This window comes from Amycolatopsis sp. NPDC049252, from assembly GCF_043197175.1.
Taxonomy (GTDB): Bacteria; Actinomycetota; Actinomycetes; order Mycobacteriales; family Pseudonocardiaceae; genus Amycolatopsis.
Genome location: NZ_JBICSQ010000074.1, coordinates 1 through 25,737, shown reverse-complemented (window position 1 = coordinate 25,737; position 25,737 = coordinate 1). Strand labels below are relative to the sequence as shown.

23 protein-coding genes are annotated in these 25,737 nt (G+C 72.8%); 10 read left to right on the top strand and 13 right to left on the bottom strand.

Translation table 11 applies throughout. The features are described from left to right. Window positions 1–6: 6 nt before the first annotated feature. From ACGFMK_RS39985 to ACGFMK_RS39970, 4 genes are all read right to left on the bottom strand, one after another. Window positions 7–534 (bottom strand): regulatory protein RecX, encoded by a 528-nt coding sequence (locus tag ACGFMK_RS39985; RefSeq protein ID WP_392774555.1) that lies wholly within the window; start codon window positions 532–534, stop codon window positions 7–9. 35 nt (window positions 535–569) lie between these two features. Further along, a complete protein-coding gene (gene recA / locus ACGFMK_RS39980; RefSeq protein ID WP_323332803.1) occupies window positions 570–1,616 on the bottom strand; it encodes a recombinase RecA in 1,047 nt (348 codons plus the stop codon). A gap of 231 nt (window positions 1,617–1,847) precedes the next feature. After that, entirely contained in the window at window positions 1,848–2,042 is a 195-nt protein-coding gene (locus ACGFMK_RS39975; protein ID WP_392774531.1) for a DUF3046 domain-containing protein, read from the bottom strand. Between the two features lie 62 nt (window positions 2,043–2,104). After that, window positions 2,105–3,967: an Hsp70 family protein gene (locus ACGFMK_RS39970; RefSeq protein ID WP_392774530.1), complete on the bottom strand. Its 1,863-nt coding sequence runs from the start codon at window positions 3,965–3,967 to the stop codon at window positions 2,105–2,107. Window positions 3,968–4,206: 239 nt separating this feature from the next. Between ACGFMK_RS39970 and pdxA the strand changes: the two genes are divergently transcribed. From pdxA to def, 4 genes are all read left to right on the top strand, one after another. Then, a complete protein-coding gene (gene pdxA / locus ACGFMK_RS39965) occupies window positions 4,207–5,232 on the top strand; it encodes a 4-hydroxythreonine-4-phosphate dehydrogenase PdxA (RefSeq protein ID WP_392774528.1) in 1,026 nt (341 codons plus the stop codon). Then, entirely contained in the window at window positions 5,229–6,026 is a 798-nt protein-coding gene (locus ACGFMK_RS39960) for a DeoR/GlpR family DNA-binding transcription regulator (protein WP_392774527.1), read from the top strand. The genes pdxA and ACGFMK_RS39960 overlap by 4 nt, the downstream gene beginning before the upstream one ends. Continuing rightward, window positions 6,019–10,677 (top strand): DEAD/DEAH box helicase, encoded by a 4,659-nt coding sequence (locus tag ACGFMK_RS39955; protein ID WP_392774525.1) that lies wholly within the window; start codon window positions 6,019–6,021, stop codon window positions 10,675–10,677. Before ACGFMK_RS39960 ends, ACGFMK_RS39955 begins: the two co-directional genes overlap by 8 nt. 116 nt (window positions 10,678–10,793) lie before the next feature. Continuing rightward, entirely contained in the window at window positions 10,794–11,294 is a 501-nt protein-coding gene (def, locus tag ACGFMK_RS39950; protein WP_392774523.1) for a peptide deformylase, read from the top strand. A 6-nt stretch (window positions 11,295–11,300) separates the two neighbouring features. Here the strand turns inward: def and ACGFMK_RS39945 are convergent, their stop codons facing one another. The 5 genes from ACGFMK_RS39945 to ACGFMK_RS39925 form a co-directional block, all read right to left on the bottom strand. Then, window positions 11,301–12,362 (bottom strand): GNAT family N-acetyltransferase, encoded by a 1,062-nt coding sequence (locus ACGFMK_RS39945; protein WP_323333085.1) that lies wholly within the window; start codon window positions 12,360–12,362, stop codon window positions 11,301–11,303. A gap of 961 nt (window positions 12,363–13,323) precedes the next feature. Continuing rightward, the gene (locus ACGFMK_RS39940; protein WP_392774521.1) at window positions 13,324–14,136 is read right to left on the bottom strand and encodes an alpha/beta fold hydrolase; all 813 of its coding nucleotides are present in this window, start codon (window positions 14,134–14,136) and stop codon (window positions 13,324–13,326) included. Window positions 14,137–14,150: 14 nt separating this feature from the next. Then, a complete protein-coding gene (locus ACGFMK_RS39935) occupies window positions 14,151–14,882 on the bottom strand; it encodes a VOC family protein (protein ID WP_392774519.1) in 732 nt (243 codons plus the stop codon). Between the two features lie 57 nt (window positions 14,883–14,939). Then, window positions 14,940–15,707: a maleylpyruvate isomerase family mycothiol-dependent enzyme gene (locus ACGFMK_RS39930; protein ID WP_392774517.1), complete on the bottom strand. Its 768-nt coding sequence runs from the start codon at window positions 15,705–15,707 to the stop codon at window positions 14,940–14,942. Next, window positions 15,697–16,161: an SAV_6107 family HEPN domain-containing protein gene (locus ACGFMK_RS39925; protein WP_323332785.1), complete on the bottom strand. Its 465-nt coding sequence runs from the start codon at window positions 16,159–16,161 to the stop codon at window positions 15,697–15,699. The genes ACGFMK_RS39930 and ACGFMK_RS39925 overlap by 11 nt, the downstream gene beginning before the upstream one ends. A 220-nt stretch (window positions 16,162–16,381) precedes the next feature. Here ACGFMK_RS39925 and ACGFMK_RS39920 point away from each other — a divergent pair, with 220 nt between their 5' ends. Both ACGFMK_RS39920 and ACGFMK_RS39915 read left to right on the top strand, forming a co-directional pair. Then, complete coding sequence (locus ACGFMK_RS39920; RefSeq protein ID WP_392774515.1) at window positions 16,382–16,903, top strand: YbaK/EbsC family protein; 522 nt, start codon at window positions 16,382–16,384, stop codon at window positions 16,901–16,903. Window positions 16,904–16,908: 5 nt separating this feature from the next. Continuing rightward, a complete protein-coding gene (locus ACGFMK_RS39915) occupies window positions 16,909–17,472 on the top strand; it encodes a GNAT family N-acetyltransferase (protein ID WP_392774553.1) in 564 nt (187 codons plus the stop codon). A 16-nt stretch (window positions 17,473–17,488) separates the two neighbouring features. Here the strand turns inward: ACGFMK_RS39915 and ACGFMK_RS39910 are convergent, their stop codons facing one another. Then, on the bottom strand, window positions 17,489–18,349 hold the full coding sequence (locus tag ACGFMK_RS39910; RefSeq protein ID WP_392774513.1) for a DMT family transporter: 861 nt from the start codon (window positions 18,347–18,349) through the stop codon (window positions 17,489–17,491). Between the two features lie 81 nt (window positions 18,350–18,430). Beyond that, entirely contained in the window at window positions 18,431–18,814 is a 384-nt protein-coding gene (locus ACGFMK_RS39905) for a hypothetical protein (RefSeq protein ID WP_392774511.1), read from the bottom strand. Window positions 18,815–19,409: 595 nt separating this feature from the next. Between ACGFMK_RS39905 and ACGFMK_RS39900 the strand changes: the two genes are divergently transcribed. Continuing rightward, on the top strand, window positions 19,410–19,682 hold the full coding sequence (locus ACGFMK_RS39900; protein WP_392774509.1) for a hypothetical protein: 273 nt from the start codon (window positions 19,410–19,412) through the stop codon (window positions 19,680–19,682). 45 nt (window positions 19,683–19,727) lie between these two features. On the opposite strand, the gene ACGFMK_RS39895 is transcribed toward ACGFMK_RS39900, so the two are convergent. Both ACGFMK_RS39895 and ACGFMK_RS39890 read right to left on the bottom strand, forming a co-directional pair. Continuing rightward, the gene (locus ACGFMK_RS39895; protein ID WP_392774508.1) at window positions 19,728–21,413 is read right to left on the bottom strand and encodes a DUF885 domain-containing protein; all 1,686 of its coding nucleotides are present in this window, start codon (window positions 21,411–21,413) and stop codon (window positions 19,728–19,730) included. Between the two features lie 41 nt (window positions 21,414–21,454). Next, window positions 21,455–22,339: a methylenetetrahydrofolate reductase gene (locus tag ACGFMK_RS39890; RefSeq protein WP_392774506.1), complete on the bottom strand. Its 885-nt coding sequence runs from the start codon at window positions 22,337–22,339 to the stop codon at window positions 21,455–21,457. 95 nt (window positions 22,340–22,434) lie between these two features. Here ACGFMK_RS39890 and merB point away from each other — a divergent pair, with 95 nt between their 5' ends. The 3 genes from merB to crtI all read left to right on the top strand — a co-directional run. Beyond that, entirely contained in the window at window positions 22,435–23,124 is a 690-nt protein-coding gene (gene merB, locus ACGFMK_RS39885) for an organomercurial lyase (protein WP_392774504.1), read from the top strand. Window positions 23,125–23,184: 60 nt separating this feature from the next. Next, window positions 23,185–24,276, top strand: coding sequence for a polyprenyl synthetase family protein (locus ACGFMK_RS39880; RefSeq protein WP_392774502.1), 1,092 nt, complete (start codon window positions 23,185–23,187; stop codon window positions 24,274–24,276). 1 nt (window position 24,277) lies between these two features. Next, on the top strand, window positions 24,278–25,737 hold a 1,460-nt coding region (crtI, locus tag ACGFMK_RS39875; protein WP_392774500.1), incomplete at its 3' end, for a phytoene desaturase family protein.

The following is a 25,737-nucleotide window of genomic DNA, read 5'->3' as shown; positions in this document are numbered from 1 at the left end:
CCGCCGTCAGTCGATGGAGGCGTCGTCCAGGAGGGTGGACTCCGCGCCGTACTCGCGGAGTTCCTCCTTGATCACCGTGTAGGCCAGCCCCTCCGGATAGCCCTTGCGGGCCAGGAAGCCGAGCAGCCGCCGCAAGGCCGTCTGCTCGTCGACGTTGCCCAGGGACCCGAGCCGCTTGCGGACCAGTTCCCGGGCCATCTGCTCCTCGGACTCGCGGTCGACCTCGCCCGCCGCCTGCGCGGCGATCTCGCCGTCGACGCCCTTGCGCCGCAGTTCGGCCAGCAGCGCGGTGCGGGACAGCCCCTGGGTCTCGTGCCGGGACTTCACCCACAGCTCCGCGAACTCCGCGTCGTTGACCAGCCCCGCCCGGTCGAGCTTGCCGAGCAGGGTCTCGCTGGTCTCCTCGTCGAATCCCTTGCGCCGCAAGGCCTGCCGGAGCTCCTCCTGCGTGCGCGCACGCACGGCCAGGAGGTCGTAACAGATCTCCTTGGCCTTCTTGTAGCGCTCCTCCGGAGGCAACTCCGACGGTGGAATCTTCGGCGCCCTCGCCACCTGTGGAACCCCTTCGATCAGAAGTCGACCGGCGCCGGCACGGCTTCGACGGCTTCGACGTCGAGCTGCGGGCCGATGCCGAGCTTCTCCTTGATGCGCTTCTCGATCTCGTTGGCGATGTCCGGGTTCTCGCGCAGGAACTTCCGCGCGTTCTCCTTGCCCTGGCCGAGCTGGTCGCCCTCGTAGGTGTACCAGGCACCGGACTTGCGCACGATCGCCTGGTCGACACCCATGTCGATGAGCGAACCCTCGCGGGAGACGCCCACCCCGTACAGGATGTCGAACTCGGCCTGCTTGAAGGGCGGGGCCATCTTGTTCTTCACGACCTTGACGCGGGTGCGGTTGCCGACCGCCTCGCCGCCGTCCTTGAGCGTCTCGATGCGGCGCACGTCGAGCCGGATCGAGGCGTAGAACTTCAGCGCCTTACCACCGGTCGTGGTCTCCGGGGAGCCGAACATGACGCCGATCTTCTCGCGCAGCTGGTTGATGAAGATCGCGGTGGTGCCGGAGTTGTTCATGGCACCCGTCATCTTGCGCAGCGCCTGGCTCATCAGGCGGGCCTGGAGACCCACGTGCGAGTCACCCATCTCGCCCTCGATCTCGGCGCGCGGCACGAGCGCGGCCACGGAGTCGATGACCAGGATGTCGAGCGCGCCGGAGCGGATCAGCATGTCCGCGATCTCCAGCGCCTGCTCACCGGTGTCCGGCTGGGACACGAGCAGCGCGTCGGTGTCCACACCGAGCTTCTTGGCGTACTCCGGGTCCAGCGCGTGCTCCGCGTCGATGAACGCCGCGATGCCGCCGTTCTTCTGCGCGTTCGCCACCGCGTGCAGGGCGACCGTGGTCTTACCGGAGGACTCCGGGCCGTAGACCTCGATGACGCGGCCGCGGGGCAGCCCGCCGATGCCGAGGGCGACGTCGAGGGCGATCGAGCCGGTCGGGATCACGGCGATGGGCGCGCGGCCCTCTTCGCCGAGGCGCATCACCGAGCCCTTGCCGTACTGCTTGTCGATCTGCGCAAGGGCGAGTTCGAGCGCCTTGTCCTTGTCGGGTGCTGCAGGCATGGAAGTCCACCTCGCTGGTCTGAGCCCGCCGGGGCTCTGTTCGGTTCTTCAGCTGTCCGGTCCGACGCTAGCGGCGGGGTCCGACAATTCCAGGCGCGGCGCCCCATCTGTGGATCGCTGGACCCGATGTGGACAACACCATAGACGAACACCTGTTCGAGGTCGGCAGCGACACACCCCTACGCTAGGATTTTCGCCCGCCCGGGTCGTGCCCGCGCGGATCCCCGCAGGTCAGCGCCGTTCCGCCGGAACGTCGAAGGCGTCGCAGACCTCTCGCCAGACCTCTTTCGCCGGGATTCCCGCGGTCAGTGCCTGGTCGACGGTGCGCCCGCCCAGCGCGCTGAGCACGTGGTCCCTGGCCAGGACCTGCGCCCGCCCGGGACCGAACTCGTCGGCCATCAGCCGCCGGAAAACCGTGATCCGCATCGGACCCATAATATCCGGGCGGCCGCGGTGGGCACGAACGGCCCGTTCGCGCCCTTTCCCGGTCAGCTCCCCGGCTGGACGCTCGACTCGAAGTAGTCGGCCAGCGTGCCCGGCGTGGTCGCCGCGGCCTGGTCGCTCGAGTTCAGCTGGTAGATGAACCCGGCCAGCGGCCGGTCCGACACGGTGAACACGAGCACCGCCGACGTCCGGCCCGCGGCGGACGCGTAGTGGCCCGTGAGCCCGTTGCCACCCCAGTCGGCCTCGGTGCGGTCGCCGCCGGCGGAGGTGAGCAGGCCGTCGGTGTACTGCTTCAGCGCGGCGGCGCTGTCGCCCTGGACGTAGGTCACCTGGGTGCCCGCCCGGCCCGGCGCGGAGCAGGTCGAGGAGACGCCGAGGCTCTCCGCCGGGGCCGCCGGGCCGTTGCCCATGCCCGGTTTGCAGTCGCCGGTGTCGGCGATCTTCCCGGCGAGCTGGCGCAGGCAGCCGGTGAGGCCCTTGTCGTCGGCCTGGCCCGGCGTCCTGCACTGGTCCGCGGTGTAGGTCGCCACCGAGGACGACGACGTGAGGAAGAACGTCAGGCCCGCCGCGAGCAGCACGACCACCGCGACGGCGATCCCGATGAGCAGCTTCTTCTTCCCGCCGGGCTGGGGCTCGGCCTTGTCGGCCGCGGGCGCGTACGCCGGGAAGTTCGACGGCGCGGGGGCCTGCACCCGCTGCGGCCCGCTGGGCGGGAAGTTCGACGGCGCGTAACCACCGCCCGGGTACTGCGGTGGCGGGGGTGGCGCGTACTGCGGGTGGTGCGGCGCGGTGCCGGCGGCCACGGCCCCCTCGACGTTCTGCGTCCGCGCGCCGAGCCCGTCGCGGGCGACGTGCTGGGCGCCGAGCGCGACGGCGGTCTCCGGCTGGTCGAGGCTGCCCGGCACGACACCGAGCTTCTCCGCGATCATCGCGCCGACCAGTGGCAACCGGCTCGACCCGCCGACGAGGTAGATGCCCGCGAGCCGGTCCGGAGTCAGGCCGGACGAGCGCAGCGTCCGTGACAGCAGCTCCACGCTGCGCAGCATCGCCGGGCGGACCAGGCCTTCCAGCTCCCCGCGCGTGACCAGGACGTCCTTGAACGGCTCCGGCATCGGCACCTCGGTCTGCGGGTGCCGCGAGAGCGCCTCCTTGGCCGCCTTCACGTCCTCCTGCAGCGCGCGCCGGGTGCGGCGGTCGGCGGTCGACTCGGGACGCAGCAGCCGCTGCCAGCGCTGCGGGTCGGAGTGCGAGACCTCGCGCCCGACGTGCACCATCAGCGCCTGGTCGACGTCGAGACCGCCGAGGTCGGGCAGGCCGTCCTCGGCGAGCACGGTGAAGCCGGTCTGCGTGGCGCCGACGACGGCGACGTCAAAGGTGCCCGCGCCGAGGTCGTAGACGGCCAGCGCCTGCCCGGGCGCGAGCGCCTTGCCGGGGAACGACGCGAAGTGCGCCGCCGCGGCGACCGGTTCCGGCACCAGCAGGACGTTCGCGGTGATCCCGGCGAGCCGGGCGGCGGTCATCAGCACGGTGCGGCGGGTCGGCCCCCACTGCGCGGGGTGGGTCAGCCGGACCTCGTCGGGCTGCTCGCCGCCGAGCTGGCGGGAGGTCTCCTCGAGCACGCGGCGCAGGATCGCGGCGAGCGCCTCGTTCACGGGGACGACGTCGGTGCCCAGCAACAGGGTCTGCTCGTCGATGCGGCGCTTGGGGTTCGGCTCGAAGCGGGTCGGGTCGAGGCGGGCCCGGCGTTCGGCGTCGCGGCCGACCATGATCGTGCCCTCTTCGGTGGCGAACACGGCGGAGGGCATGTTGGCCGAGCCGTCCACTTCGACGACCCTCGGCGGCATGCCGTGGGCCGACAGCACGGCGACGGTGTTGGACGTCCCGAGGTCCACCGACAGGATCCGCACAGCACTCCGCCTTTCGCGCGAAACACGCCTTGGCGGCGTTCGCCGTGATGCTGCCACGTGCGCGGTCACCGTGCGTGCGGACCCGGGAAAGTCGTCGCACGCTGTTGTAGTTGCGCGATTCGATCAGCTGAGTTGCGCGATCCGCGCAGCTTGACGTAGCCTCTTCTCATGACACGCGGCGCGAGTCGCACCCGTTCGACGGACGACCCGTATCGCAGTGCCGACCAGAAGGAATCCCCGTGAGCGAACTCCCGATCATCGCCGTCACCCTCGGCGACCCCGTGGGCGTCGGCCCGGAGATCACCCTGAAGACCCTCGCCGAACCCGAGTCCCTGCAGATGGCGCGCGGGGTCGCGGTCGGTGACGCGATCGTGCTGGAACGCCTGGTCCGACACCTCGGCCTGCACCTGGAGGTCAACCCGATCGCCACGGTCGCCGACGCGCGCTTCACCACCGGCGTGATCGACGTCCTCAACCTCGGCGTGGTCCGCGAGGACCTGCAGTGGGGCGAGGTGAACGCGACCGTGGGCGCCGCGGCGCTCGGGGCGATCGAGGTGGCCACCCGGCTCGCGCTGGCCGGCGAGGTCGACGCGGTCGTGACCGCGCCGATCAGCAAGGAGGCGATCCGGGCGGCGGGCTCACAGCACCTCGGGCAGACCGAGATGTTCGGCGAGCTGACCGGCTCGACCCGGTACAACACGATGTTCTGGGTGTCCGGGCTGAAGATCTTCTTCGCCACCCGGCACCTTTCGCTGCGCGAGGCGATCGACCGGATCACCCGGGAGAACATCGAGTACGCGATCCGCGAGGCGTACACCGCGCTGGAGGTGTTCGGCACCGAGAAACCGAGACTCGCCGTGGCGGCGCTGAACCCGCACGGCGGCGAGGGCGGCAGGTTCGGCGACGAGGAGGTCGTCGTGATCGCGCCCGCGGTGGCCGCGGCGCGGGCCGCGGGCCTCGACGTGGTCGGCCCGCTCCCCGCGGATTCCGTGTTCCACCAAGGGATCCAGGGCCAGTTCGACGGTGTGCTCGCGCTGTACCACGACCAGGGGCACATCGCGTCGAAGACCTACGACTTGGAGGGCACGGTGTCGGTCACCGTCGGGCTGCCGATCCTGCGCACGTCGGTCGACCACGGCACGGAGTTCGACATCGCGGGCACCGGCCGGGCGTCGCACTCCGCGATGGTCGCGGCGTTCAAGGCCGCGGCGACCCTCGCGCCGTACGCGCGGAAGCTGCCTTCGATCTACCCGCCGGGCCGATGACGTCCCAGCCCCGGCCGGGGACCCGTGACCGGCGCGCGATGCTGCTGGAGGCCGTCCGTGACGGCTCGGGAGGCATCACGCAGCTGGCCGAGGAGTTCGGCGTCTCCGAGTCGACCATCCGCCGTGACCTCGCCTCGCTCGCCGGGGCCGGGCACGTGGTGCGCACCTACGGCGGCGCGCTCGACACCGGTCCCGAACGCGGTCCCCGGGAACAGGACCAGGAGCACGCGGCGGCGAAGGACGCCATCGCCCGCGAAGCCGCCGCCTTGGTGCAAGACGGCGAGGTCGTGCTGCTCGACGCCGGGACGACCGCCGGGCGGCTGGCCCGCCACCTCGCCCACCGCGAGGGCCTGACCGTGGTCACCAACGGCGTCACCGCGATCCGCGAGCTGGCCGGCTTCCCCGGGATCGACCTGATCGTGCTCGGCGGGCGGCTGTGGCACACCGGCGAGGCGATCCTCGGCGAGAGCGTCCTCGCGCAGCTGCGGCACGTCTCACCCGACCGGGTGTTCCTCGGTGCGGACGGCCTGGTGTCCGGGCGGGGCCTGTGCTGCCCGTCACTCGAGCAGTCGGTGGTCAAGCACGCGATGCTGCACGCGGGCGCGGAGGCGTACGTGCTGGCCGACCGTTCCAAGCTGGGCCAGGCGCCCTTCCCCTACTGGGCGCCGCTGGACCGGGAGTTCCGCCTGGTCACCGACGAACCGGTGGTCGACGTCACGTACCCGCAGTTCGCCCAGAGCGTGATCCTGGCGGGATCGCCGGAAACTGTCAGAGGTGCCGCGCATCATGGGTGACGTGGCAGCTGACGTGCTCGACCTCTTCTCCCCCGCGACCCGGGCCTGGTTCGCCGGGGCCTTCGCCGCGCCCACCGCGGCACAGGAAGGGGCCTGGCGGGCCGCGCACGCGGGTGAGCACGCCCTCGTCGTCGCGCCGACCGGCTCCGGCAAGACCCTGTCCGCGTTCCTCTGGGCGCTGGACCGGCTCTCGGTGGAGCCGCCGCCCGCCGAGGCCACGAAACGCTGCCGGATCCTCTACGTCTCGCCGCTGAAGGCCCTGGCGGTCGACGTCCAGCGGAACCTGCGGGCCCCGCTGGCCGGGATCTCGCAGGCGACCCGGCGGCTCGGGCTGCCGGTACCGGAGATCACGGTCGGCATGCGCACCGGCGACACGACCGCGGCCGAGCGCCGCTCGTTCGGCAAGACCCCGCCGGACGTGCTGGTGACCACGCCCGAGTCGCTGTTCCTGATCCTCACTTCCTCGGCGCGGGAATCGCTGAAGGGCGTCGAGACGGTGATCGTCGACGAGGTGCACGCGGTCGCCGGCGGCAAGCGCGGCGCACACCTCGCGTTGTCGCTGGAACGGCTGGACGCGCTGCTGCCGAAGCCGGCCCAGCGGATCGGCCTGTCGGCGACGGTCCGCCCGATCGACGAGGTGGGCGCGTTCCTGGCCGGCGGCCGTCCGGTGCGGGTCGTGCAGCCGAAGCTGGCGAAGACCATCGAGGTACGGGTCGAGGTCCCGGTGGAGGACATGGGCAACCTCGACGCGCCCCGCGGCCCGGCGCCGAGCCCGCTCGACGCCCTGGAGTCGATGACCACCGCGTTCCCGCCGGGCGACATCGCGCCGGGCGGGCTGGGCACGCTGGAGGAGATGGCCGGCAACCCGGTGCAGCGGCCGTCGATCTGGCCCGCGGTCGAGGAGCGGGTGCTGAGCCTGATCCAGTCGCACCGCTCGACGATCGTCTTCGGCAACTCGCGCCGGCTCACCGAGCGGCTCACCGCCCGGCTCAACGAGCTGGCCGCCGAGCAGACCGAGCTGGCGCCGGGTGACACGTTCCCCGCCGAGGCGGTCGGGCAGTCGGGCGTGAGCACCGGTGCGCCGCCGGTGATCGCGCGGGCGCACCACGGATCGATGTCGCGGGAGCAGCGCACGCACGTCGAAGAAGAGCTCAAGTCCGGGCGGCTGCCGTGCGTGGTGGCGACGTCGTCGCTGGAGCTGGGCATCGACATGGGCGCGGTCGACCTGGTGGTGCAGATCGAGGCGCCGCCGACGGTGGCGTCCGGGTTGCAGCGCGTCGGCCGCGCCGGGCACCAGGTCGGCGCGGTGTCCTCCGGGGTGATGTTCCCGAAGTTCCGCGGCGACCTCGTTTCCTGCGCCGTCGTCGCGGAACGGATGGCGACCGGGGCGATCGAGGCGGTCCGCTACCCGCGCAACCCGCTGGACGTCCTGGCGCAGCACGTCGTGGCCATGGTCGCGCTCGAGCCGTGGACCGTCACGGACCTGGCGTCGCTGGTGCGGCGCGCGGCGCCGTTCGCCGCGCTGCCGGACGACGCCTTGCACGCGGTGCTCGACATGCTGGCCGGCCGTTATCCGAGTGAGGAGTTCGGCGAGCTGCGGGCGCGGATCACCTGGGACCGCGTCAGCGGCGAGCTGCGCGGGCGGCCGGGCTCGCAGCGGCTGGCCGTCACGTCGGGCGGCACCATCCCCGACCGCGGCCTGTTCACCGTGATGACCCCGGGCGGGGACGACAAGCCCGGCTCGCGCGTCGGCGAGTTCGACGAGGAGATGGTGTACGAGTCGCGCGTCGGTGACACCATCCTGCTGGGCACGTCGTCGTGGCGGATCACCGACATCACGCACGACCGGGTCATCGTGGTGCCCGCGCCGGGTGAGCCGGCGCGGATGCCGTTCTGGAAGGGTGACGCGCCGGGCCGTCCGCTGGAACTCGGCCGGGCGCTCGGGAAGTTCGTTCGCGAACTGTCCACATCAGACGATGCGAAGGCGCGGGAGCGGGCCGTCGCGGCGGGGCTCGACGAGCGGGCGTGCGACAACCTGCTCGCCTACCTGGCCGAGCAGAAGGCCGCGACCCGGCACGTCCCGAACGACCGGACGATCCTGCTGGAGCGCTACCGCGACGAACTGGGCGACTGGCGGATCGTCGTCCACTCGCCGTTCGGCGCCCAGGTGAACGCGCCGTGGGCACTGGCGATCGCCGCCCGGCTGCGGGAAAACCGCGGGGTCGACGCGCAGGTGGCCCACTCCGACGACGGCATCGTGCTGCGCCTCCCGGACGCGCTGGACGCCGAGGGCGCCGACGTGACCATCGGCGCCGACGACATCCTGCTGGACCCCGAAGAGGTCGAGCAGCTCATCGTCGCCGAGGTCGGCGGCTCGGCGGTGTTCGCGGCGCGGTTCCGGGAGTGTGCGGCGCGGTCGCTGCTGCTGCCGCGCCGGGACCCGCGGCGCCGGACACCGTTGTGGCAGCAGCGGCAGCGCGCGTCGCAGCTGCTGTCGGTCGCGGCGAAGTACGAGCGTTTCCCGGTCGTGCTCGAAGCGATGCGCGAGGTGCTGCAGGACGTCTACGACGTGGGCGGGCTGCGCGAGCTGATGGCCGACGTCCGGGGCCGGAAGGTCCGGCTGGTGGAGGTCGAGACGCCGGCCGCGTCGCCGTTCGCGCGCAGCCTGCTCTTCGGCTACATCGGCATGTTCCTCTACGAAACCGACGCCCCGCTGGCCGAGCGGCGCGCGGCGGCGTTGTCGCTGGATTCGGGGCTGCTGGCCGAGCTCCTGGGCACCGAGGCGATCCGGGAGCTGCTGGACCCCGAAGCCGTGGCCGAGGTCGAACGCTCGTTGCAGCGTCTCGAACCCGACCGGCACGCGCGTTCGGCCGAAGACGCCGCGGACCTGCTGCGGTTCCTCGGCGACATGACGGTCGAGGAAGCCGGGACCCGGGGCATCCAGCCGGAGTGGCTCACCGAGCTGGAGGCGGCGCGGCGCGCGATCCGGGTGCGGATCGGCGGTGAGGAACGGTTCCTGGCCATCGAGGACGCCGGCCGCGTGCGGGACGCACTGGGCACCGCACTGCCGGTCGGGGTGCCCGAGGCGTTCACCGAACCGGTCGCGGACCCGCTCGGCGACCTGCTGGCCCGCTATTCCCGGAGCCGGGGCCCGTTCGCCGCGGCGAACGCGGCCACGCGGTTCGGGCTCGGCACGGCCGTCGTCACCGGCGTCCTCGACCGGATGACCGGGGAGGGCCGTCTGGTCCGGGGTGAGCTGAGCCCCGTCGGGCATCCCGACACCCACGGTGTCGGCATCGAATACTGCGACTCGGCGGTGCTGCGACGGCTGCGGCGGGCGTCGCTGGCGAAGCTGCGCGCCGAGGTGGAGCCGGTCGAACCGGCGGCGCTGGGCCGGTTCCTGCCCTCGTGGCACGGGTTCGGCGGCCGCGTCCGGGCGGCGCCGACGGCGGACGACGTGCTGTCGGTGGTCGAGCAGCTCGCCGGGGCGCCGTTGCCGGCGAGCGCCGTGGAGTCGCTGATCCTGCCCGGGCGGCTGCCGGGCTACTCCCCCGCGCTGCTGGACGAGCTGACGACCGCGGGCGAAGTCACCTGGGCGGGCTGCGGCGCGCTGTCGGGCGGCGACGGCTGGATCGCCCTCGCGCCGACGGACGTCGCCGATCTGCTGCTGCCGGAGGTGGTCGAGGACATCCCGACCGGGCCGCTGCACGACGCCATAGTGTCCACTTTGGAGGGTGGCGCGCTGTTCTTCCGGCAGCTGGTCGACCGGGCGACCGTGCTGGTGGAGAAGGCGCCCGCCGACGCCGAAGTCGTGGCCGCGCTGTGGGATCTGGTCTGGGCCGGGCTGGTCACGGGCGACACGCTGGGGCCCCTGCGGGCCCAGGTAGCCGGGCACGGCGCGCACAAACCCCGCCGCCAGGCCCCGCGCGGCCGGTACGCGCGGCTGCGGGCGGGGCGGCCGCAGATGCCGTCACGCTCCGGCCCGCCGACGGTCGCGGGCCGGTGGGCGCTGACCCCCACCCGGGAAACCGACGCCACCCGGCGCGCCCACGCGCGTACCGAAGCGTTCCTGGAGCGCCACGGCGTCCTGACCCGCGGTGCGCTCGACACCGAACGCGTCACGGGCGGCTTTTCCGGGATCTACAAGGTGCTGCGCGGCATGGAGGACACCGGCCAGGTGATCCGCGGGTACGTCGTGGAGGGTCTCGGCGCGGCCCAGTTCGCCGCGAAGGGCGCGGTGGACCAGCTGCGTGCGTTGTCGGGCCCGGGCCGTCCCGCCCCCGGCCGCGCGGTGGTCCTGGCGGCGGCGGACCCGGCCCAGCCCTACGGCGCCGCCCTCCCCTGGCCGGCGGCGACCGGCGACACGAAGCACCGCCCGGCGCGCAAAGCGGGTGCGCTGGCGGTACTGGTGGACGGGGTCCCGGCCCTGTACGTCGAGCGAGGCGGCCGTTCGCTGCTGAGCTTCACGGAAGAACGGAAACCGCTGTCGGACGCGGCCCAGGCGTTGTCGGCGGCGGTCCGGGAAGGCTGGCTGGGCCAGCTGTCGGTCCAGCGCGCGGACGGCGAGCAGGCCCTGACCTCCGAACTCGCGCAAGTACTGACGGAGGCGGGTTTCCGCGCGACCCCATCAGGCCTTCGCCTCCGCGCCTGACCAAGCGACCACGACCGAAACTCTCGCGGGTGCGGGGTTCGGGGTGATTCCCCGGCGGGGTGATTCCCCGCTGGCCTAAGCTGCCAGTCCGACACCGCACGAAGGATGTTCTGCTCATGGCCATGCGCGAACTGCGCTATTTCGGGGACCCGATCCTCAAGACCGTCTGCGATCCGGTCACGGTTTTCGACGCGAAGCTCGAGGCGCTCGTGCGGGACCTGGTCGACTCCGTGAAACCGAACGGGCGGGCCGGGCTGGCCGCGCCGCAGATCGGCGTCGGGCTGCGGATCTTCAGCTACGACGTCGCCGGGCTGACCGGGTACGTCGTCAACCCCGAGATCGTCGAGCTGTCCGAAGAGACGCACGAGATCAACGAGGGCTGCCTGTCCGTGCCGGAACTGTGGTTCCCCACCAAGCGGGCGATGCACGCCAAGGTCCGCGGCGTCGACGTGCACAACGAACCGATCGAGGTCGAAGGCGAAGACGTGCTGGCGCAGTGCCTGCAGCACGAAACCGACCACCTTGACGGCGTTCTCTACCTCGACCGGCTCACCCCCGAGCGCAAGAAGACCGCTCTGCGCGAGGCGCGGGACAAGGACTGGTTCTGGAAGCGCTGAACCCGCTCAAGCAGGCAGGAACAGCCTGAGCTTGGCCCCGTCCTCCGAGCCGCGCTCGGTGCGCAGGCCCGCCCGGGCGGCCGTGCGGGGCATGACGTCGTCGCCCGCGAGGCAGTCCGCGGTCAGCTCCGTGATGCCCTGGGCTTCGGCGAGGACCGCGAGCCGGGCCAGCAGGGCCGTGCCGATGCCCTGGCGCTGCCAGTCGTCCTCGACCAGCAGGGAGATCTCCGCGCCGCCCGCCGCGGTCGGGATGAGCTGGGCCAGGCCGATCACCTCCCGGCCGAAGACGGCCAGCACGCTCGTGCCGCGCGGTGGCATCAGCAGTCGGTGCAGCCAGCGGCGCGGCACCGTCCGCACCCCGGTGTGGTAGCGGCGGAACAGCGTCGCCATCGAGCAGCGGCGGTGGAGTTCGGACACCGCGTCGGCGTCGCCGGGGACGCCCTTGCGCAGGACGATCGCCGCGCCGTCCGGGCGGTCGAGGACCACCGGGCCCGCGACGTTCCGGGCCGCCGCGGTGAGCAGCATGACGAGCGACTCGGCGCGGGTCAGCTCCAGCTGCACGAACGGCGCCCACTGCCGGCGCGCCACCAGCGCGGTGTCGGCCCCCAGCTCGAACACCGCGCGGTGCCCGCTCTCGGTGCGGGCCGGGTTGGCTTCCGTGACGGGGACGAGGGTGACCACGTCGGCCGCCAGGACCTCCTTCAGCACCTCGGCCAGGCGAGCGGGATCGTCGACCGCGCGGCGGGCCGCGGCCAGCGTCGAGGACGCCGAGTCGACCAGCTCGTGGACGTCGGCGTCGATGATCGCGGTGCATTCGCAGCCCTCCTCGCGGATGGCGTCGACCAGGAGCCGCCGGGGCAGGCCGGTCGCGGGGCGCAGCACGATCTCGTCGAGCACGCCGCCCGGGACCGGCAGCACGGTCAGGCCGAGGATGTTGCACTCGAGGTCGGCGAGCCGGATGGCGATGCGGGCCAGGGTGCCCGGGTGGTCGTGCATCCGGACCCGCACCCGCCACGCGGACGGCGTGGCCGGCTCCTCGACGGCGGCCGGCTGACCGTGCTGGGGCAACGCTCGAGAGGTCTCCATGACCACCACGGTCCTCCGCGGTTGTTGCCTCACCGGGACGCGAGTGTTTCGCGCAGGTCAGCGTTCGCCGCGACGAGGCAACTCGGGCGAAACACGCACCCCGGCCGGACCACCACGCAGCCGGGCCAAGACTCGGCCGGACCACGCTTGGAATACCCACCAACCGGCGACGCGGGTCGCCCGGACCGCGGCTCGATCAGACCGCCGCTCGAGACGTCCGCCCACCGACCAGGCAGGTCGGCGGAAGCGTGACTCGGGATGCCCGACAACTGACCACGCAAGTCGGCCGAAGCGGCGCTCGGGTGCGCTAACCAGCCACGCAGTACGGCCCAACCGCGAACCGGGACCCCACAAGCCGCCAACGCAGGTCACCTGGGCAGCGGCTCGAGATGCCCGCCGAACGACCACACAAGTCGACCAGACCACGCCTCGGATGCCGCCAACCGGCCACGCAGGTCGGCCGGACCGCGAATCGGGACCCCATAAGCGGCACCGCGGGTCGCCGAGGCCGCGGCTCGACCAGCCCGAGGCTCGAGATGCCCACCGAACGACCACCCAAATCGACCAGACGACAGCTCGGATGCCGCCAACCGACCACACAGGTCGACCGGACCACGAACCAGGACCCCCACAAACCGGCAACACGGGTCGCCGGGGCCGCGGCTCGACCAGCCCGCGGCTCAAGATGCCCACCGAACAACCACACAAATCGACCAAACCACAGCTCGGATGCCGCCAACCGGCCACACAGGTCGGCCGGACCACCGCGCAGCCGGGCCAAGACTCGGCCGGACCACGCTTGGAATTCCCACCACCGGCGACGCGGGTCACCCGGACCGCGGCTCGGGCTGCCCGCCAACTGGCGATGCGGCTCGGCCAGACCGCGCCTCGTAAATGCCCGCTAACTGACGCGAGTCAGCTGGACCGCGGCTCGGAACACCCGCTAACCGGCCACGTGGGTCAGCCAGGAGCGCAGCTCTGTCGCCAGCCTCACCGGGGCGTCCAGCTGGATGAGGTGGCCCGCCTTCTCCACCTGGGCGAACGTTGCGCCGGGGATGGCTGCCGCCAGTCGCTCGCCTGTGGTGGTCGGGATCCAGGTGTCCTCGGCGCCCCACAGCACTCGTACCGGGAGGTCCAGCCGGCCCAGCCGGTCCTCGTTCGTGGCCAGGTAGCTCTCGTCGTACGCGGCGATCTGCCGGTAGAACGCCGGCTGTCCCTCCTCGCCCAGCCACGGCGCCGTCAGGGAGGCCAGGTCCGCCTCTCGCAACTGGCGAAAACTCGCGTTGCCGATGTAGGCCCTGACCAGCGCTTCGTGGATGTACGGCGGCACCTGGGCGAGCACGTCCGGGTGTTGCTTGACCAGCCGGAAGAACGGCGAGCCCGCCGGCGGGATGGCCACCACGTCGGCCAACAGGAGCGAGGCGTACGGCACTCCGTGGACCAGGGTGGTGCGCAGTGACACCGCTCCGCCGTAGTCGTGGGCGACGACGTGCGGACGGTCGAGCTCCCAGTGCGCGAGCAGCGCCTGGAACGCCTCCGCCTGGACGCCGAAGTCGACGGCGTGCGCGGGATCCTTCGAGGACCGGCCGTACCCCGGCATGTCCCAGAGGTACACGGTGAAGTCGCCGGTCAGCGCCTCGGCGAACTGGCGCCACAGCCACGACGACCACGGCGTTCCGTGGCAGAACACCACCGCGGGCCCGGAACCCGCGGCTTCCCAGGCGATGCGCCGCCCCCGCCAGTCGAAGGTCTCCATGATCCCAAGCCAGGTCAGCGCGGGGTCAGCACGCAGAACTCGTTGCCCTCCGGATCGGTCAGCACGCGCCACGGCAGGCTGGGTGCGCCCACGTCGGCCGCGAGCGCCCCGGCCGCCAGGACCTCCGACACCGCAGCCGCGTGGTCGGCGCCCATCGGGGGCGCCACGTCCAGGTGCACGCGGTTCTTCACCTGCTTCACGTCGTCGTTGCGAAGGAACTCCAGCCACGGGCCGCGGGCCGACGGCGCGCGCAGGCCCACGATGACCTCGCCCTGGCGGGACCGGACCGGCCAGCCCGTGATCCCGGACCAGAAGTCCGCGAGCTGGGCCGGAGACCGGGAGTCGACCAGGATCGAGGCCACCGCGCCCGTGTCCGCGTACTGCTCGCGCGGTTCCAGGACGCAGAACTCGTTGCCCTCCGGGTCCGCCAGCACCACCCACGGCACCGCGCCCTGGCCGATGTCGACGCGCCGGCCGCCCAGGTTCAGGGCGCGGGCGACCAGCTCCTCCTGGTGCTCGGGCGTCGTGCTCGCCAGATCCAGGTGGACGCGGTTCTTGACCACCTTCGCCTCCGGAACGGGGACGAACACCAGGTCGAGGTCCCAGCCGTCGGTCTCCGGGGCCCGTACGTCGACCTCGTCCGGCTCCTCGATCGCGACGCGCCAGCCGAGCAGCGCGGCCCAGAAGTCCGCCAGGACCCTCGGCCGCGCCGCGTCGATCACCAGGTTGACCAGGCGAGTGTTCATGCGCCGCACGTTAGCGCCTGCCCCCGACAGTTCCGGTTCGGCTTCCCCACCGGCCGGTCATCGGGTCGCGAGCCGCAGCAGCGCCCACAGCTGGGCCGCCTGGTCGTGCACGCCCCGCACGGTCACCGAGGTCAGGGACGCCCGGCCCCAGAGCCACAGGTAGATCCGCCAGGGTTCGGCCGTGACGACGTCGTCCGCCTGCTCCGCCTCCTCCGCCGAGCAGTGCCAGGCCTCGGTCGTCTCCGGGCCCGCCCGCGCGATCCAGCTGTGCCCGCCGGCCTTCACACCGACCGAGCCCGCCTTCGTGCCGGTGAGCCCGAGCAGCGGCAGCTTCTGCCCGAACCAGAGGGTCAGCGCCTCGTCGATGCCGTCGAGCGCGAGGTCCTCGGGCACCTCACGCTCCTCCACGCCCGCCGCCTGTTCGACGTCGACGCGGTGCACCACCGTCTCGTGCACCATCCGCCGCCGCCAGAAGCCGTACGTCGGGTCGGCGGGCCACCACGTGTCGGCGGGCTCGCCCGGGTCGTGCGCCGCCAGCTCGTCGAGCAGCTCGGCCAGCCCGGTCTCCAGGTACCGCGTCAGGCTCTGGCCGGGTTCGGGATCACGCTGCCACTCGTCCGGGTTGCGGCCTTCGACCAGCCGCCGCCGGACCATCCGGTAGCGGCTGCCGACGTGGCGGGCCACCTCGGCGAGCGACCAGCCCGGGCAGGCCGGCACGGGCGCCTCGAGCGGTGCCGCGCGCACCGCGTCGACCAGTACTTCGCCTTCGATCCCCAACGCCGTGAGCAGCCGCCCTTGGTCGACCAGGCCGTGCTCACGCGACATGGGCGTCCTCGGCGATCGGCAGGCCGTGCACCAGGCGGCGGACCAGTTCCAGGAACGGCTGGGCGGCGCGCACCAGCTCCGCGGCCGACTCCGCGGTGACCTTGCCGGTGATGCCGGCCTGCGCGTCGGCGCGCATGGCCGAGTTGCTCGCGAAGAAGGCGGACCACTCCCGCAGCTCGGGGGCGTCGGCGTCGAGCAGGACCCACGTGCTGGCCGGGCGCGACCGGCCCCGGTGCGGGCGGCCGTGGGCGGCGAGCACCGCGGCGGCGCCGCGCAGCGCGGCGAGGTAGGCGCCGATGAACCGCTCCGCGGGATCGGTTTCCCGCTCGGCTTCGGCGAGCCCGCGCCGCGCCTGGGCGAGCAGGCCGGCCGCCGCCGGCGAGGCGGGCGGGCGCAGCGACAGGGGCAGCTGGGGCTGCCCGGGATCCGCGGGGGACACGACCGAGACGGACATGACGACCCTCCTCCTGCGCTTCGTGAGCCCGGCCGGTGACCGGCGCCGGGCGCTTCCCCCGCCCCGCGCCGGCCACTGACCGGTGCGCGCTCACCAGATGTCGAACGTCTGTTCGAACAATTTCCAGAGTAACCCCGGACGTGGCGTCCGCTCAACCCCGAGGGTGGAATCCCCGGACGTGGTGCGGGACACCCCGTCGCCGGCGTGATCTCATAGGTTCATGAGTTCGCTGGACCACCCCGCCGTCGCCAAGGTGGCGGCCGCGCTGTCCGAAGCCGGGCAGCACGCCGCCGCCGAGGGCATCCGCGTCCTGCCCGCCGAGGTCCGGACCGCCGCCCAGGCGGCCGAAGCGCTCGGCGTGCCGGTGGGGGCCATCGCCAACAGCCTCATCTTCCGCGTGGGGTACGACAAAAACGCGCACGCGCTGCTCGCGCTGACCTCCGGCGCCCACCGCGCGGACCCGGAAACGCTCGCCGGGCTGGCCGGCGTCGAGGCCGTGGGCAAGGCCGACGCCGACTTCGTGCGGGCGCACACCGGGCAGCCGATCGGCGGCGTCGCCCCGGTCGGGCACCCGGCGCCGCTGACCACGCTCGTCGACACCGCGCTGGCCGCCCACGACGTCGTCTGGGCCGCCGCGGGGCACCCGAAGACCGTCTTCCCGACGACCTTCGCCGGGCTGGTGGCGTTGACCGGGGGTACTCCGGGCGCGCTCGCCGGCGCGGAGGAGAATGGCCAGCCGTGACCGCGATGCGCTCCCGTTACGTCCAGCTCTCCGCGGACGAGTTCCGCGCGCGCCTGCCCGAGGCGCTGGACATCTACGTCCGCGCGATGCGGTACCCGGCCGGCACCGCCGAGCAGCGGGCGCCGATGTGGCTCACCCACGCGCTGCGTGAGGGCTGGCGCTGCATGGCCGCGTTCGACGCCGAAGACGTCCTGCTCGGCCTGGCCTACGGCTACCGCGGCCGGCCGGGGCAGTGGTGGCACGAGCAGGTGCGCCACGGCCTGAGCCGCCGGTCCGGGCCCGCCGAGGCCGACCGCTGGCTGCTGGACTACTTCGAGCTGACCGAGATCCACGTCCGGCCGGAGAACCAGGGCCACCAGATCGGCGAGGACCTGCTGCGCGGCCTGCTCGACAGCGTGCCGAGCGCGAACGTGCTGCTGTCGACGCCGGAGGGCACGAGCCGGGCGTGGAAGCTCTACCGCCGCACCGGCTTCGTCGACGTCCTGCGCGACTACCACTTCGCCGGCGACCCGCGGCCGTTCGCGATCCTGGGGCGGGCGCTACCCCTCGAGCCCCTCGAGCCTCGCTGAGGGGCAGCGCCGGGCCTCACCTCGGTTCGGGCCGCCAGTAGCCGACGGCCAGCGCCGCGACCAGCACGGCCGCGCCGCACCACGCCGTGACGGCGAGCCGTTCCCCGAACAGCACCGCCGACAGCACCGCCGCCGTCAGCGGTTCGAGCACCGCCGACAGCGCGCCGAGCACCGGGTGCGCGTCCGCCAGGCCGCGCAGGTACGCGGCGTACGCGAGCGCGGTCGGCACCACGCCGAGGTACAGCGCGACCGCGAGGACGTCCAGGTGCAACGGCAGTGCCATGCCGGACCAGCTCGCCACCGGCGTCAGCAGCAGGCCGCCGAGCAGGCAGCCGAACGCCGTCGTCGACAGCGGGTCGAGGCCCTCGACCGGCTTCGCGGTGAGCAGGGTGAGCGTCGCGAAACCGGCCGCGGCGAGCAGCGCGAACGCGAGCCCGCCGAGGGACGCCGTGGTGTCCGGCGACCAGCGGAGCAGCACCAGGCCGGCGAGGGTGCCGGCCAGGGAGACCAGCGTCCAGCGGCCGGGACGCCGCCACTTGGCCAGGGTGACCACGACGGGCGCCGCGCCGATCGTGGTCATGGTCGCGACGCTCACCGAGCTGAGCGCGACGGCGGCGAAGTAGCTCGCCTGGAACAGCGCGAACAGGCCGCCGACGGCGAGCAGCCGCTTCGCCGCCGCGCGGCCACGTGGGCGGACTTTGACGAACAGGCACGCGACGGCGCCGCCGACGAGCAGCCGCCAGGCGGCGACGGCGAGCGGGTGGAGGCCGGCGAGTTCGCCGAGCAGTGAGCCGGCCAGGCCGCCGGTGCCCCACAGGACACCGGCGAGGACGAGCGCGGCCGACGAACGGGCGCGCACGGGTAGGGCGAGGGACATCGGAAAACGCTCCTGCGTCGAAGGAATCGGAATCGACGACGCGAGGCGATCTGCTTCAGAGCACCACGAAGAAGCCGCGGGTCACGCGGCGAAGACCACCCCGCTCAGCCGCGGGGCGGCGGGGTGACGAACAGAATCCGATGCACGGCTCGAAACTAGTGGCGACCGCTTGGCGGGCGCGACCGGTTTTCTGGCCGGGCCCACGGACCACGCAGGCAGTAGGATGTCGTCATGGCAGCGGCCGGTGTCGACCTCCTCGGACTTCGGTCCGTTGTAGAGGCGGCAGCACTTCGGTACGAATTGATGGTGACGCGTGACGCGAAACCGCGCCGGAGTCGCACGAGTCCTTTCGGAGAGCACCGCGTTCCTTCGACGGTACTTCCGTACCCGAAACAGTTCATCACGCTCCAGACCGGCACCGGGAAAACCGAATACTTCTGGCAAATACTGCAGGAATTCCTTCACCGGACGCCCACCCTCGCCCCGCGGCTCACGGCAAGCGGACCGGACGGGACCGAGAGCGACGCCCCGAATCCCTGTGGCTGCCCGGCTTGCGCCGAGCTCACCGCAACGGCGAGCTGCCTGGATTCACCCGATCGACTCGATTCGCGCCTGAACTTCGAGAGCTGGAAGACGGACCCCGCCGGTTTCGCAGCGCCGCACGTAGCGGCTCTGATGGATGTTCCGGCCCTGGAAATCGCCGCGGACCTGGACGACTGGGCCGGCGAAATTTTCGACCGGACTCATCGGAACGCCGACAGCACTGTGCAGTGCGTGACTCCGATGCACCTGATACTGCCTTGGATCCTGCTGCTCCACCGTCTGCTCGTCCTGTCGTGGCGGTCCGGCGCGGCACAGGCGTCGCGTGCCGGCCTGGACCGGATCAGGCGCCGTTCGCGAGATCTTCACCCACCAGGTGAGGTCAAGTCACGTCCTCGATGTGCCGGTCGTGCGCCCCGAGGCCCCAGCGCGCCGCGGATGTCCAGCTCATGGGTCATCCGCGGCGGAGTTGTGCGCTAGTTCGGCAGCCGGCTCCCCGCCTATTCGGCAGGGAGCCGTCATGGACTTCACCAAAATCATCGTCGCCGCGTTCGAGTCGGGCGCGATCGGTCACGCAGTACTGCTGTTCGTCGGCGTGCTGGTCTTTCGCGTCGTGCGGCAGGCCCTGGATCCCGCGGTGATCCGCGAGCTCAGCCGCCGGCGGGTGGTGAAGCAGATCCAGAAGTCCGCTCGGGGCAGGTTCACCCCGGCGCAGCTGACGGCACTGCTCGCGCTGCTCGCCACGGAGCGCTCGGACCCGAGACGCGAAGAACCGCCTTCCGGGGAGCCCTGACGCCGTCGCGCCCCAGCCGCCGGACGGCGAGGGCGCGACGAGCCGTCAGTCCAGCTGGGCCAGCTGGTCCCGGAGCGTGTCCAGGCCCATGCCGCCCATGTTGAGGGCCTGGGTGTGGAAGCGCTTGATGTTGAACGACGCACCCGCGCGCGCACGGGCGTCATCGCGGGCGGCCAGCCAGAGGCGCTCGCCGATCTTGTACGCCGGGGCCTGGCCCGGCCAGCCCAGGTAGCGGTCGATCTCGTCGCGCAGGTGCGCCGGGTCGGTGATCGTGCGGGTCAGCATGAACTCCAGGCCCAGGTCCGGCGTCCACGTCGAGCCCTCGTGGAAGCCCGTGCCCGCCGGAATCGTCAGCTCCAGGTGCATGCCCAGGTCGATGATCACCCGCGCGGCGCGGAAGAGCTGCTCGGACAGCATGCCCAGCAGGTCGCCGTCGTCGGACAGGTAGCCCAGGTCCTGCATCAGGCGCTCGGAATACAGGGCCCAGCCCTCCGCGTGCCCGGACGTGAACGCCATCATCCGCTGGTACTTGTTCAGCGCCTCCGACTGGTCGACCGCCGTCGCGATCTGGAGGTGGTGGCCCGGCGCGCCCTCGTGGTAGACCGTGCTCGTTTCGCGCCAGGTGACGAACTCGTCGCGGCCCGGCGGCAGCGACCACCACATGCGGCCCGGCCGGGCGAAGTCCTCGCTCGGCCCGGTGTAGTACGCGCCGACGCCGCCGCCCGGCGGGGCGATCAGGCACTCCAGGCCCATCACCCGGTCCGAGATGTCGAAGTGCTTGCCGCGCAACGACTTCAGCGCGTCGTCGGACAGCTTCTGCATCCAGGCCTCGAACTCCGCGCGGCCCCGGACGCGGTAGCGCGGGTCGGCGTCGAGCTGGGCCGCGGCCTCCGCGGGGGTCGCGCCGGCCTTGACGCGGTTCGCGACCGCGCGCATCTCGGCCTCGATGCGGGCGAACTCCGCCCAGCCCCACTCGTAGGCCTCGCGCAGGTCGAGCGCCGCGCCGACGAAGTACCGCGACCACAGGCGGTAGACGTCCTCGCCGACAGCGTCCTTGACCGGGGCCTTCGGCGCCAGCTCGGCGCGGAGGAACCCGGCGAACTCCGCGAACGCCTCTTCGGCGGCCCGCGCGCCGCGCGAAAGGTCGGTCTTGAGCGCGTCGCCCTGCTTCTCCGCGCCGCCGACGAGCTCGCTGAAGAAACCCTTCTCCTCCTTGAGCCCGGCCCACGTCTCGCACTGCTCCGCGACCTTCGCGACCTGGCGCAGCGCCGCGACGTGGCCCGCGTCGGCCCCGGCCAGCAGGCCCGTGCGGATCCCGGCCAGTGCCTTCGGCACCTGGCCGATCCGGGTCGCGATGGCCGACCAGTCGGCTTCGGTGTCGACCGGCATCAGGTCGAAGGCCATCCGCAGTTCCTGCACCGGGCTGGCGATCACGTTGAGCTGCGCGACGTCCAGGCCGGCTTCGTGGATCTCCAGTTCGAGCCCGATCCGCTCGGTGAACACGGCCTTCGCGGACCGCTCGCCCGCGTCGGCGGGCTCGGCCGCGGTCACCGCGGTCAGCGCCCGCGCGGCGATCCCGGCGCGCTCGTCGAACCCGGCGGGTGAGTAGTCGGTCAGCCGGTGGTCGTGGCCGGTGATGCCGAAGGAGGTCGCGGCGACGGGGTCGGCGGCCGCGAAGTCGTCGACGTAGCGGTCACAGAACCCGTGCACGCCATCGGAAGAGGAAGCCATGTCCGGCACGCTACCGGTCCACCGGGGGCGGTGGTACGGACTTAAGTGCGGGCCGGCACCAAGCCGAGGCGCGCGATCACCTCGCGGGTCGCCTTCGACCGGTTGAACGTGTAGAAGTGCAGGTTCGGCACGCCCTCGGCGATCAGCTTCTCGCACAGCTCGGTGATCACGTCGATGCCCGCGGCGCGGAACGCCTTGGGGTCGTCGGCGAGGGGTTCGAGCCGGTCGAGCAGCTTCGCCGGGGCCGGCGCGCCGGACAGCTTGATGGTCGTCTGCAGGGTCCGCAGCGTCGTCAGCGGCATCACGCCGGGCAGCACCGGGACGTCGCAGCCGGTCGCCGCGACGCGGTCGCGCAGGCGCAGGAAGTCCTCGGCGTCGTGGAACAGCTGCGCGATCGCGAAGTCCGCGCCCGCCCGCAGCTTGCGGACCAGGTACTTCGTGTCCGATTCGAGGTCGGGCGAGCGGGGGTGGCCGTAGGTGGACGCCGAGACGCCGACGCAGAAGTCCCCCAGCTCGCGCACGAGCTGGACCAGCTCCTCGGCGTAGTTCAGGCCCTCGGGGTGCGGGATCCAGTCGCCGTAGACGTCACCCGGCGGGTCGCCGCGCAGCGCGAGGACGTTGCGGACGCCGACCGAGGCGTACCAGCCGATGACGTTGCGCAGCTCGGCGACGGAGTGGTTGACGGCGGTCAGGTGCGCCATCGGCACCAGCGTGGTCTCGGTGGCGACGCGGGCGATGCTGCGGATCGTGCCGTCGCGGCTGGAGCCGCCGGCGCCGTAGGTGATCGACATGTAGGCCGGGTCGTACGGCTCGAGCTCCCGGATCGCCTTCCACAGGACGGCCTCGTCCGCCGGGTCCCGGGGTGGGAAGAACTCGATGGAGAACTTCGGCCCGTCTCCCCGCAACCGCTCGATCACCGACGTCATACCCGAATGTTAAGGGGCCGTGCCCGGCATGCGGGAGCCCCCGTCCGCGTCGCGAGACTGACAATCGAGTCACGTTCGAGGCCTAGACTGCTCCGGTGCGGGACGACGACACGAGCTGGGACGAGGACGTGCGCCTGGCCGTCTACCACGCCTTCGCCGACCGGGGCCGCGCGCCGAGCGCGCCGGAGCTGGCCGACGCCGCGGGCGGGTCGCTCGCCGTGGCCAAGCAGGCGCTGCACCGCCTCGCCGCCGCCCACCACCTGGTGCTCGACGAGTGGGAGCACGTCGTGCTGGCCCACCCGTTCGCCGCGCGGTCGCTCGGCTTCTCCGTGATGGGTTCGCGCACGCTCTGGTGGGGCGGCTGCGCCTGGGACTCGTTCGCCATCCCGCACCTGGTCGCCGCCGAACCGGAGGTGCTGGTCGCGACCCGCTGCCCCGGCTGCGGGCAGCCGCACGCGCTGGTCGTGAACCGCGCCGAGCCGCCGGAGGGCGCCCAGGTGGCGCACTTCCTCGTGCCCGCCGCGCGGATGTGGGACGACGTGCTGCACACCTGCGGCCACCAGCGGCTGTTCTGCTGCGAGTCCTGTGTGGACGCGTGGCTCGCCGCGAGCGGTGCGGCCAAGGGGTACGTCATGGACCTGGTGACGCTCTGGCGCCTGGCCCGCGGCTGGTACGCGGGCCAGCTGGAGCGCGGCTACCGGCGGCGCGAGCCCGCCGACGCGATCGCCTACTTCGCCGAAGCCGGGCTCACCGGGCCGTTCTGGGCGCCCGGCGGAAGAGTCTGATTCACCACATCCGGGTGCCCCGGAGGCCCGGGCGCGGCCGGGTTCGGCGAGGATGAGGGCATGAACGCGCCCGTTTCCGACGCCGATCTGCCCGCCCACGTCGAGCGCGCGCTGGCCGGGTTCCTCGGCCGGGCGGGCGAGCGGATCATCGGGACCGAGCCGACCGTGGCCGCCGGGATCGAGGCGCTCAGCGGGTTCGTGCTGACGGGCGGCAAACGTTTGCGGCCCACGTTCGCGTGGTGGGGCTGGCGCGGCGCGGGCGGCGACCCGGCCGGGCCGGACGCCGAGGGGGTGCTGCAGGCGGTGTCCAGCCTGGAGCTGATCCAGGCGTGCGCGCTGATCCACGACGACCTGATCGACTCCTCCGACTCCCGCCGCGGGTTCCCGACCGTGCACATCGCGGGCGCGAAGCTGCACGCCGACCGCGGCTGGCTCGGCTCCCCCGCGACGTTCGGGCTCGCTACCGCCGTGCTGGTCGGCGACCTGGCGCTGGCCTGGGCCGACGACATGTTCGCCGACGCCCCGCTGCCCGCCGAGACGCTCGCCGCGGCCCGCCCGGCCTGGCGCGCGATGCGCACCGAGGTGCTCGCCGGGCAGTACCTCGACGTCCGCACGCAGGCCACCGGCGACGCCTCCCCCGAGGCCGCGCTGAAGATCGACAAGCTCAAGACGGCCGCCTACACCGTGCAGCGGCCGCTGCACCTGGGCGCGGCGCTCGGCGGGGCCTCCCCCGAGCTGATCGAGACGCTCCTGGAGTTCGGCGGCGAGGTCGGCATCGCCTTCCAGCTGCGCGACGACCTGCTGGGCGTGTTCGGCGACCCGTCGGTCACCGGCAAGCCCGCCGGCGACGACCTGCGCGAGGGCAAGCGCACCCTGCTCGTCGCGCTCGGCCTCCAATTGGCCGCCGAGAAGGGCGAAGAAGCGGCCGCCACCGTCATCGCGGACGCGATCGGCGACGCCGACCTGTCGGACGAGGGCGTCGAGACCGTGCGGATGGCGTTGCAGCAGGTCGGCGCGGTCGACGCGGTCGAAAGCCGGATCGACGAGCTGACCACCGCCGCGATGGCCGCGCTCGAGCGCGCGCACCTGGCCGAGCCGGCCCCCGCCGCGCTGACCGGGCTGGTCGTCAAGGCCACCCAGCGGACGTACTGACGTGCGGCGCGTGGAGGGGTCCACCGACCACGTCGTCGTCATCGGGGCCGGGCTGGCCGGCCTGTCGGCGGCCCTGCACCTGCTCGGCGCGGGCCGCCGGGTGACGCTGCTGGAACAGGCCGACACCCCGGGCGGGCGCACCGGGCAGCAAACCTTCGACGGCAACGCCGTGGACACCGGCGCGAGCGTGCTGACCATGCCCGAGCTGCTGGACGAGGCGTTCGCCGCGGTCGGCGAGTCGCTGTCCAAGAACCTGCGCCTGACCCGGCTGGACCCGGCGTACCGGGCGCGGTTCGCCGATGGCAGCGCCCTTTCCCTGCACACCGACGGCGACGCGATGGAAGCCGCGATCCGCGAGTTCGCCGGGGCGCGCGAAGCGGCGGGCTACCGGGCGCTGCGGCGCTGGCTGACCGAGCTGTACACCGTCCAGAAGGACCGCTTCCTCGCCACGAACTTCGACTCGCCGCTCGACCTCGCCCGCCCCGAGCTGGCGAAACTCGCCACGCTCGGCGGGTTCGGCCGGCTCGGCCCGCGCGTCGGGCGGTACCTGCGCGACGAGCGCGTCCGGCGGTTGTTCACGTTCCAGGCGCTGTACGCGGGCCTCGACCCGGCCCGCGCGATCGGCGCGTACGGCGTCATCTCGTACATGGACACCGTCGGCGGGGTGTACTACCCCGAAGGAGGCATGGGCGAGATCGGCCGGGCGCTGACCGGCGCGGCGGTGCGGGCCGGTGCGGACGTGCGGTTCGGTACCGAAGCCGCCTGGCTCGAGCGCGTCTCGTCCCGGGTGCGCGCGGTCCGCACGCGCTCGGGTGAGCGGATCCCGTGCGACGCCGTCGTGCTCGCCACCGAGCTGGGCACGGCCTACCGGCTCATCGGAGCGCGGCCGCCACGGCCGCTGCCGCTGCGCTACTCGCCGTCGGCCGTAGTCCTGCACGGACGCACGGCGAAGGCGTGGGACCTGGGGCACCACACGATCTACTTCGGCGCCGCCTGGGAGCGGACGTTCGCCGAGATCATCCGCGAAGGACGGCTGATGAGCGACCCGTCACTGCTGGTCACGCGGCCGACGGCGACCGACCCGGGGCTGGCCGGCAACGGCGGCGAGATCGTCTCCGTGCTCGCGCCGGCGCCGAACCTGCGCCGCGGGCCGATCGACTGGGCGCGCGTCCGCGGGCCGTACCGCGAAGAGCTGCTTCGCACGCTCGAAGCGCGGGGGCTGACCGGGTTCGGCGACGAGTTCACCGTCGACGAAACGCTCACCCCGGCGGACTGGGCTGCGCGCGGGCTCACGGCCGGGACGCCGTTCTCGCTGGCGCACACCTTCACCCAGACGGGCCCGTTCCGCCCCGCCAACCTGGTGCGCGCGGCGGGCAACGTGGTGCTGGCCGGGTGCGGCACGACACCGGGCGTCGGCATCCCGCCGGTGCTCATCTCCGGACGGCTCGCGGCGGAACGGAT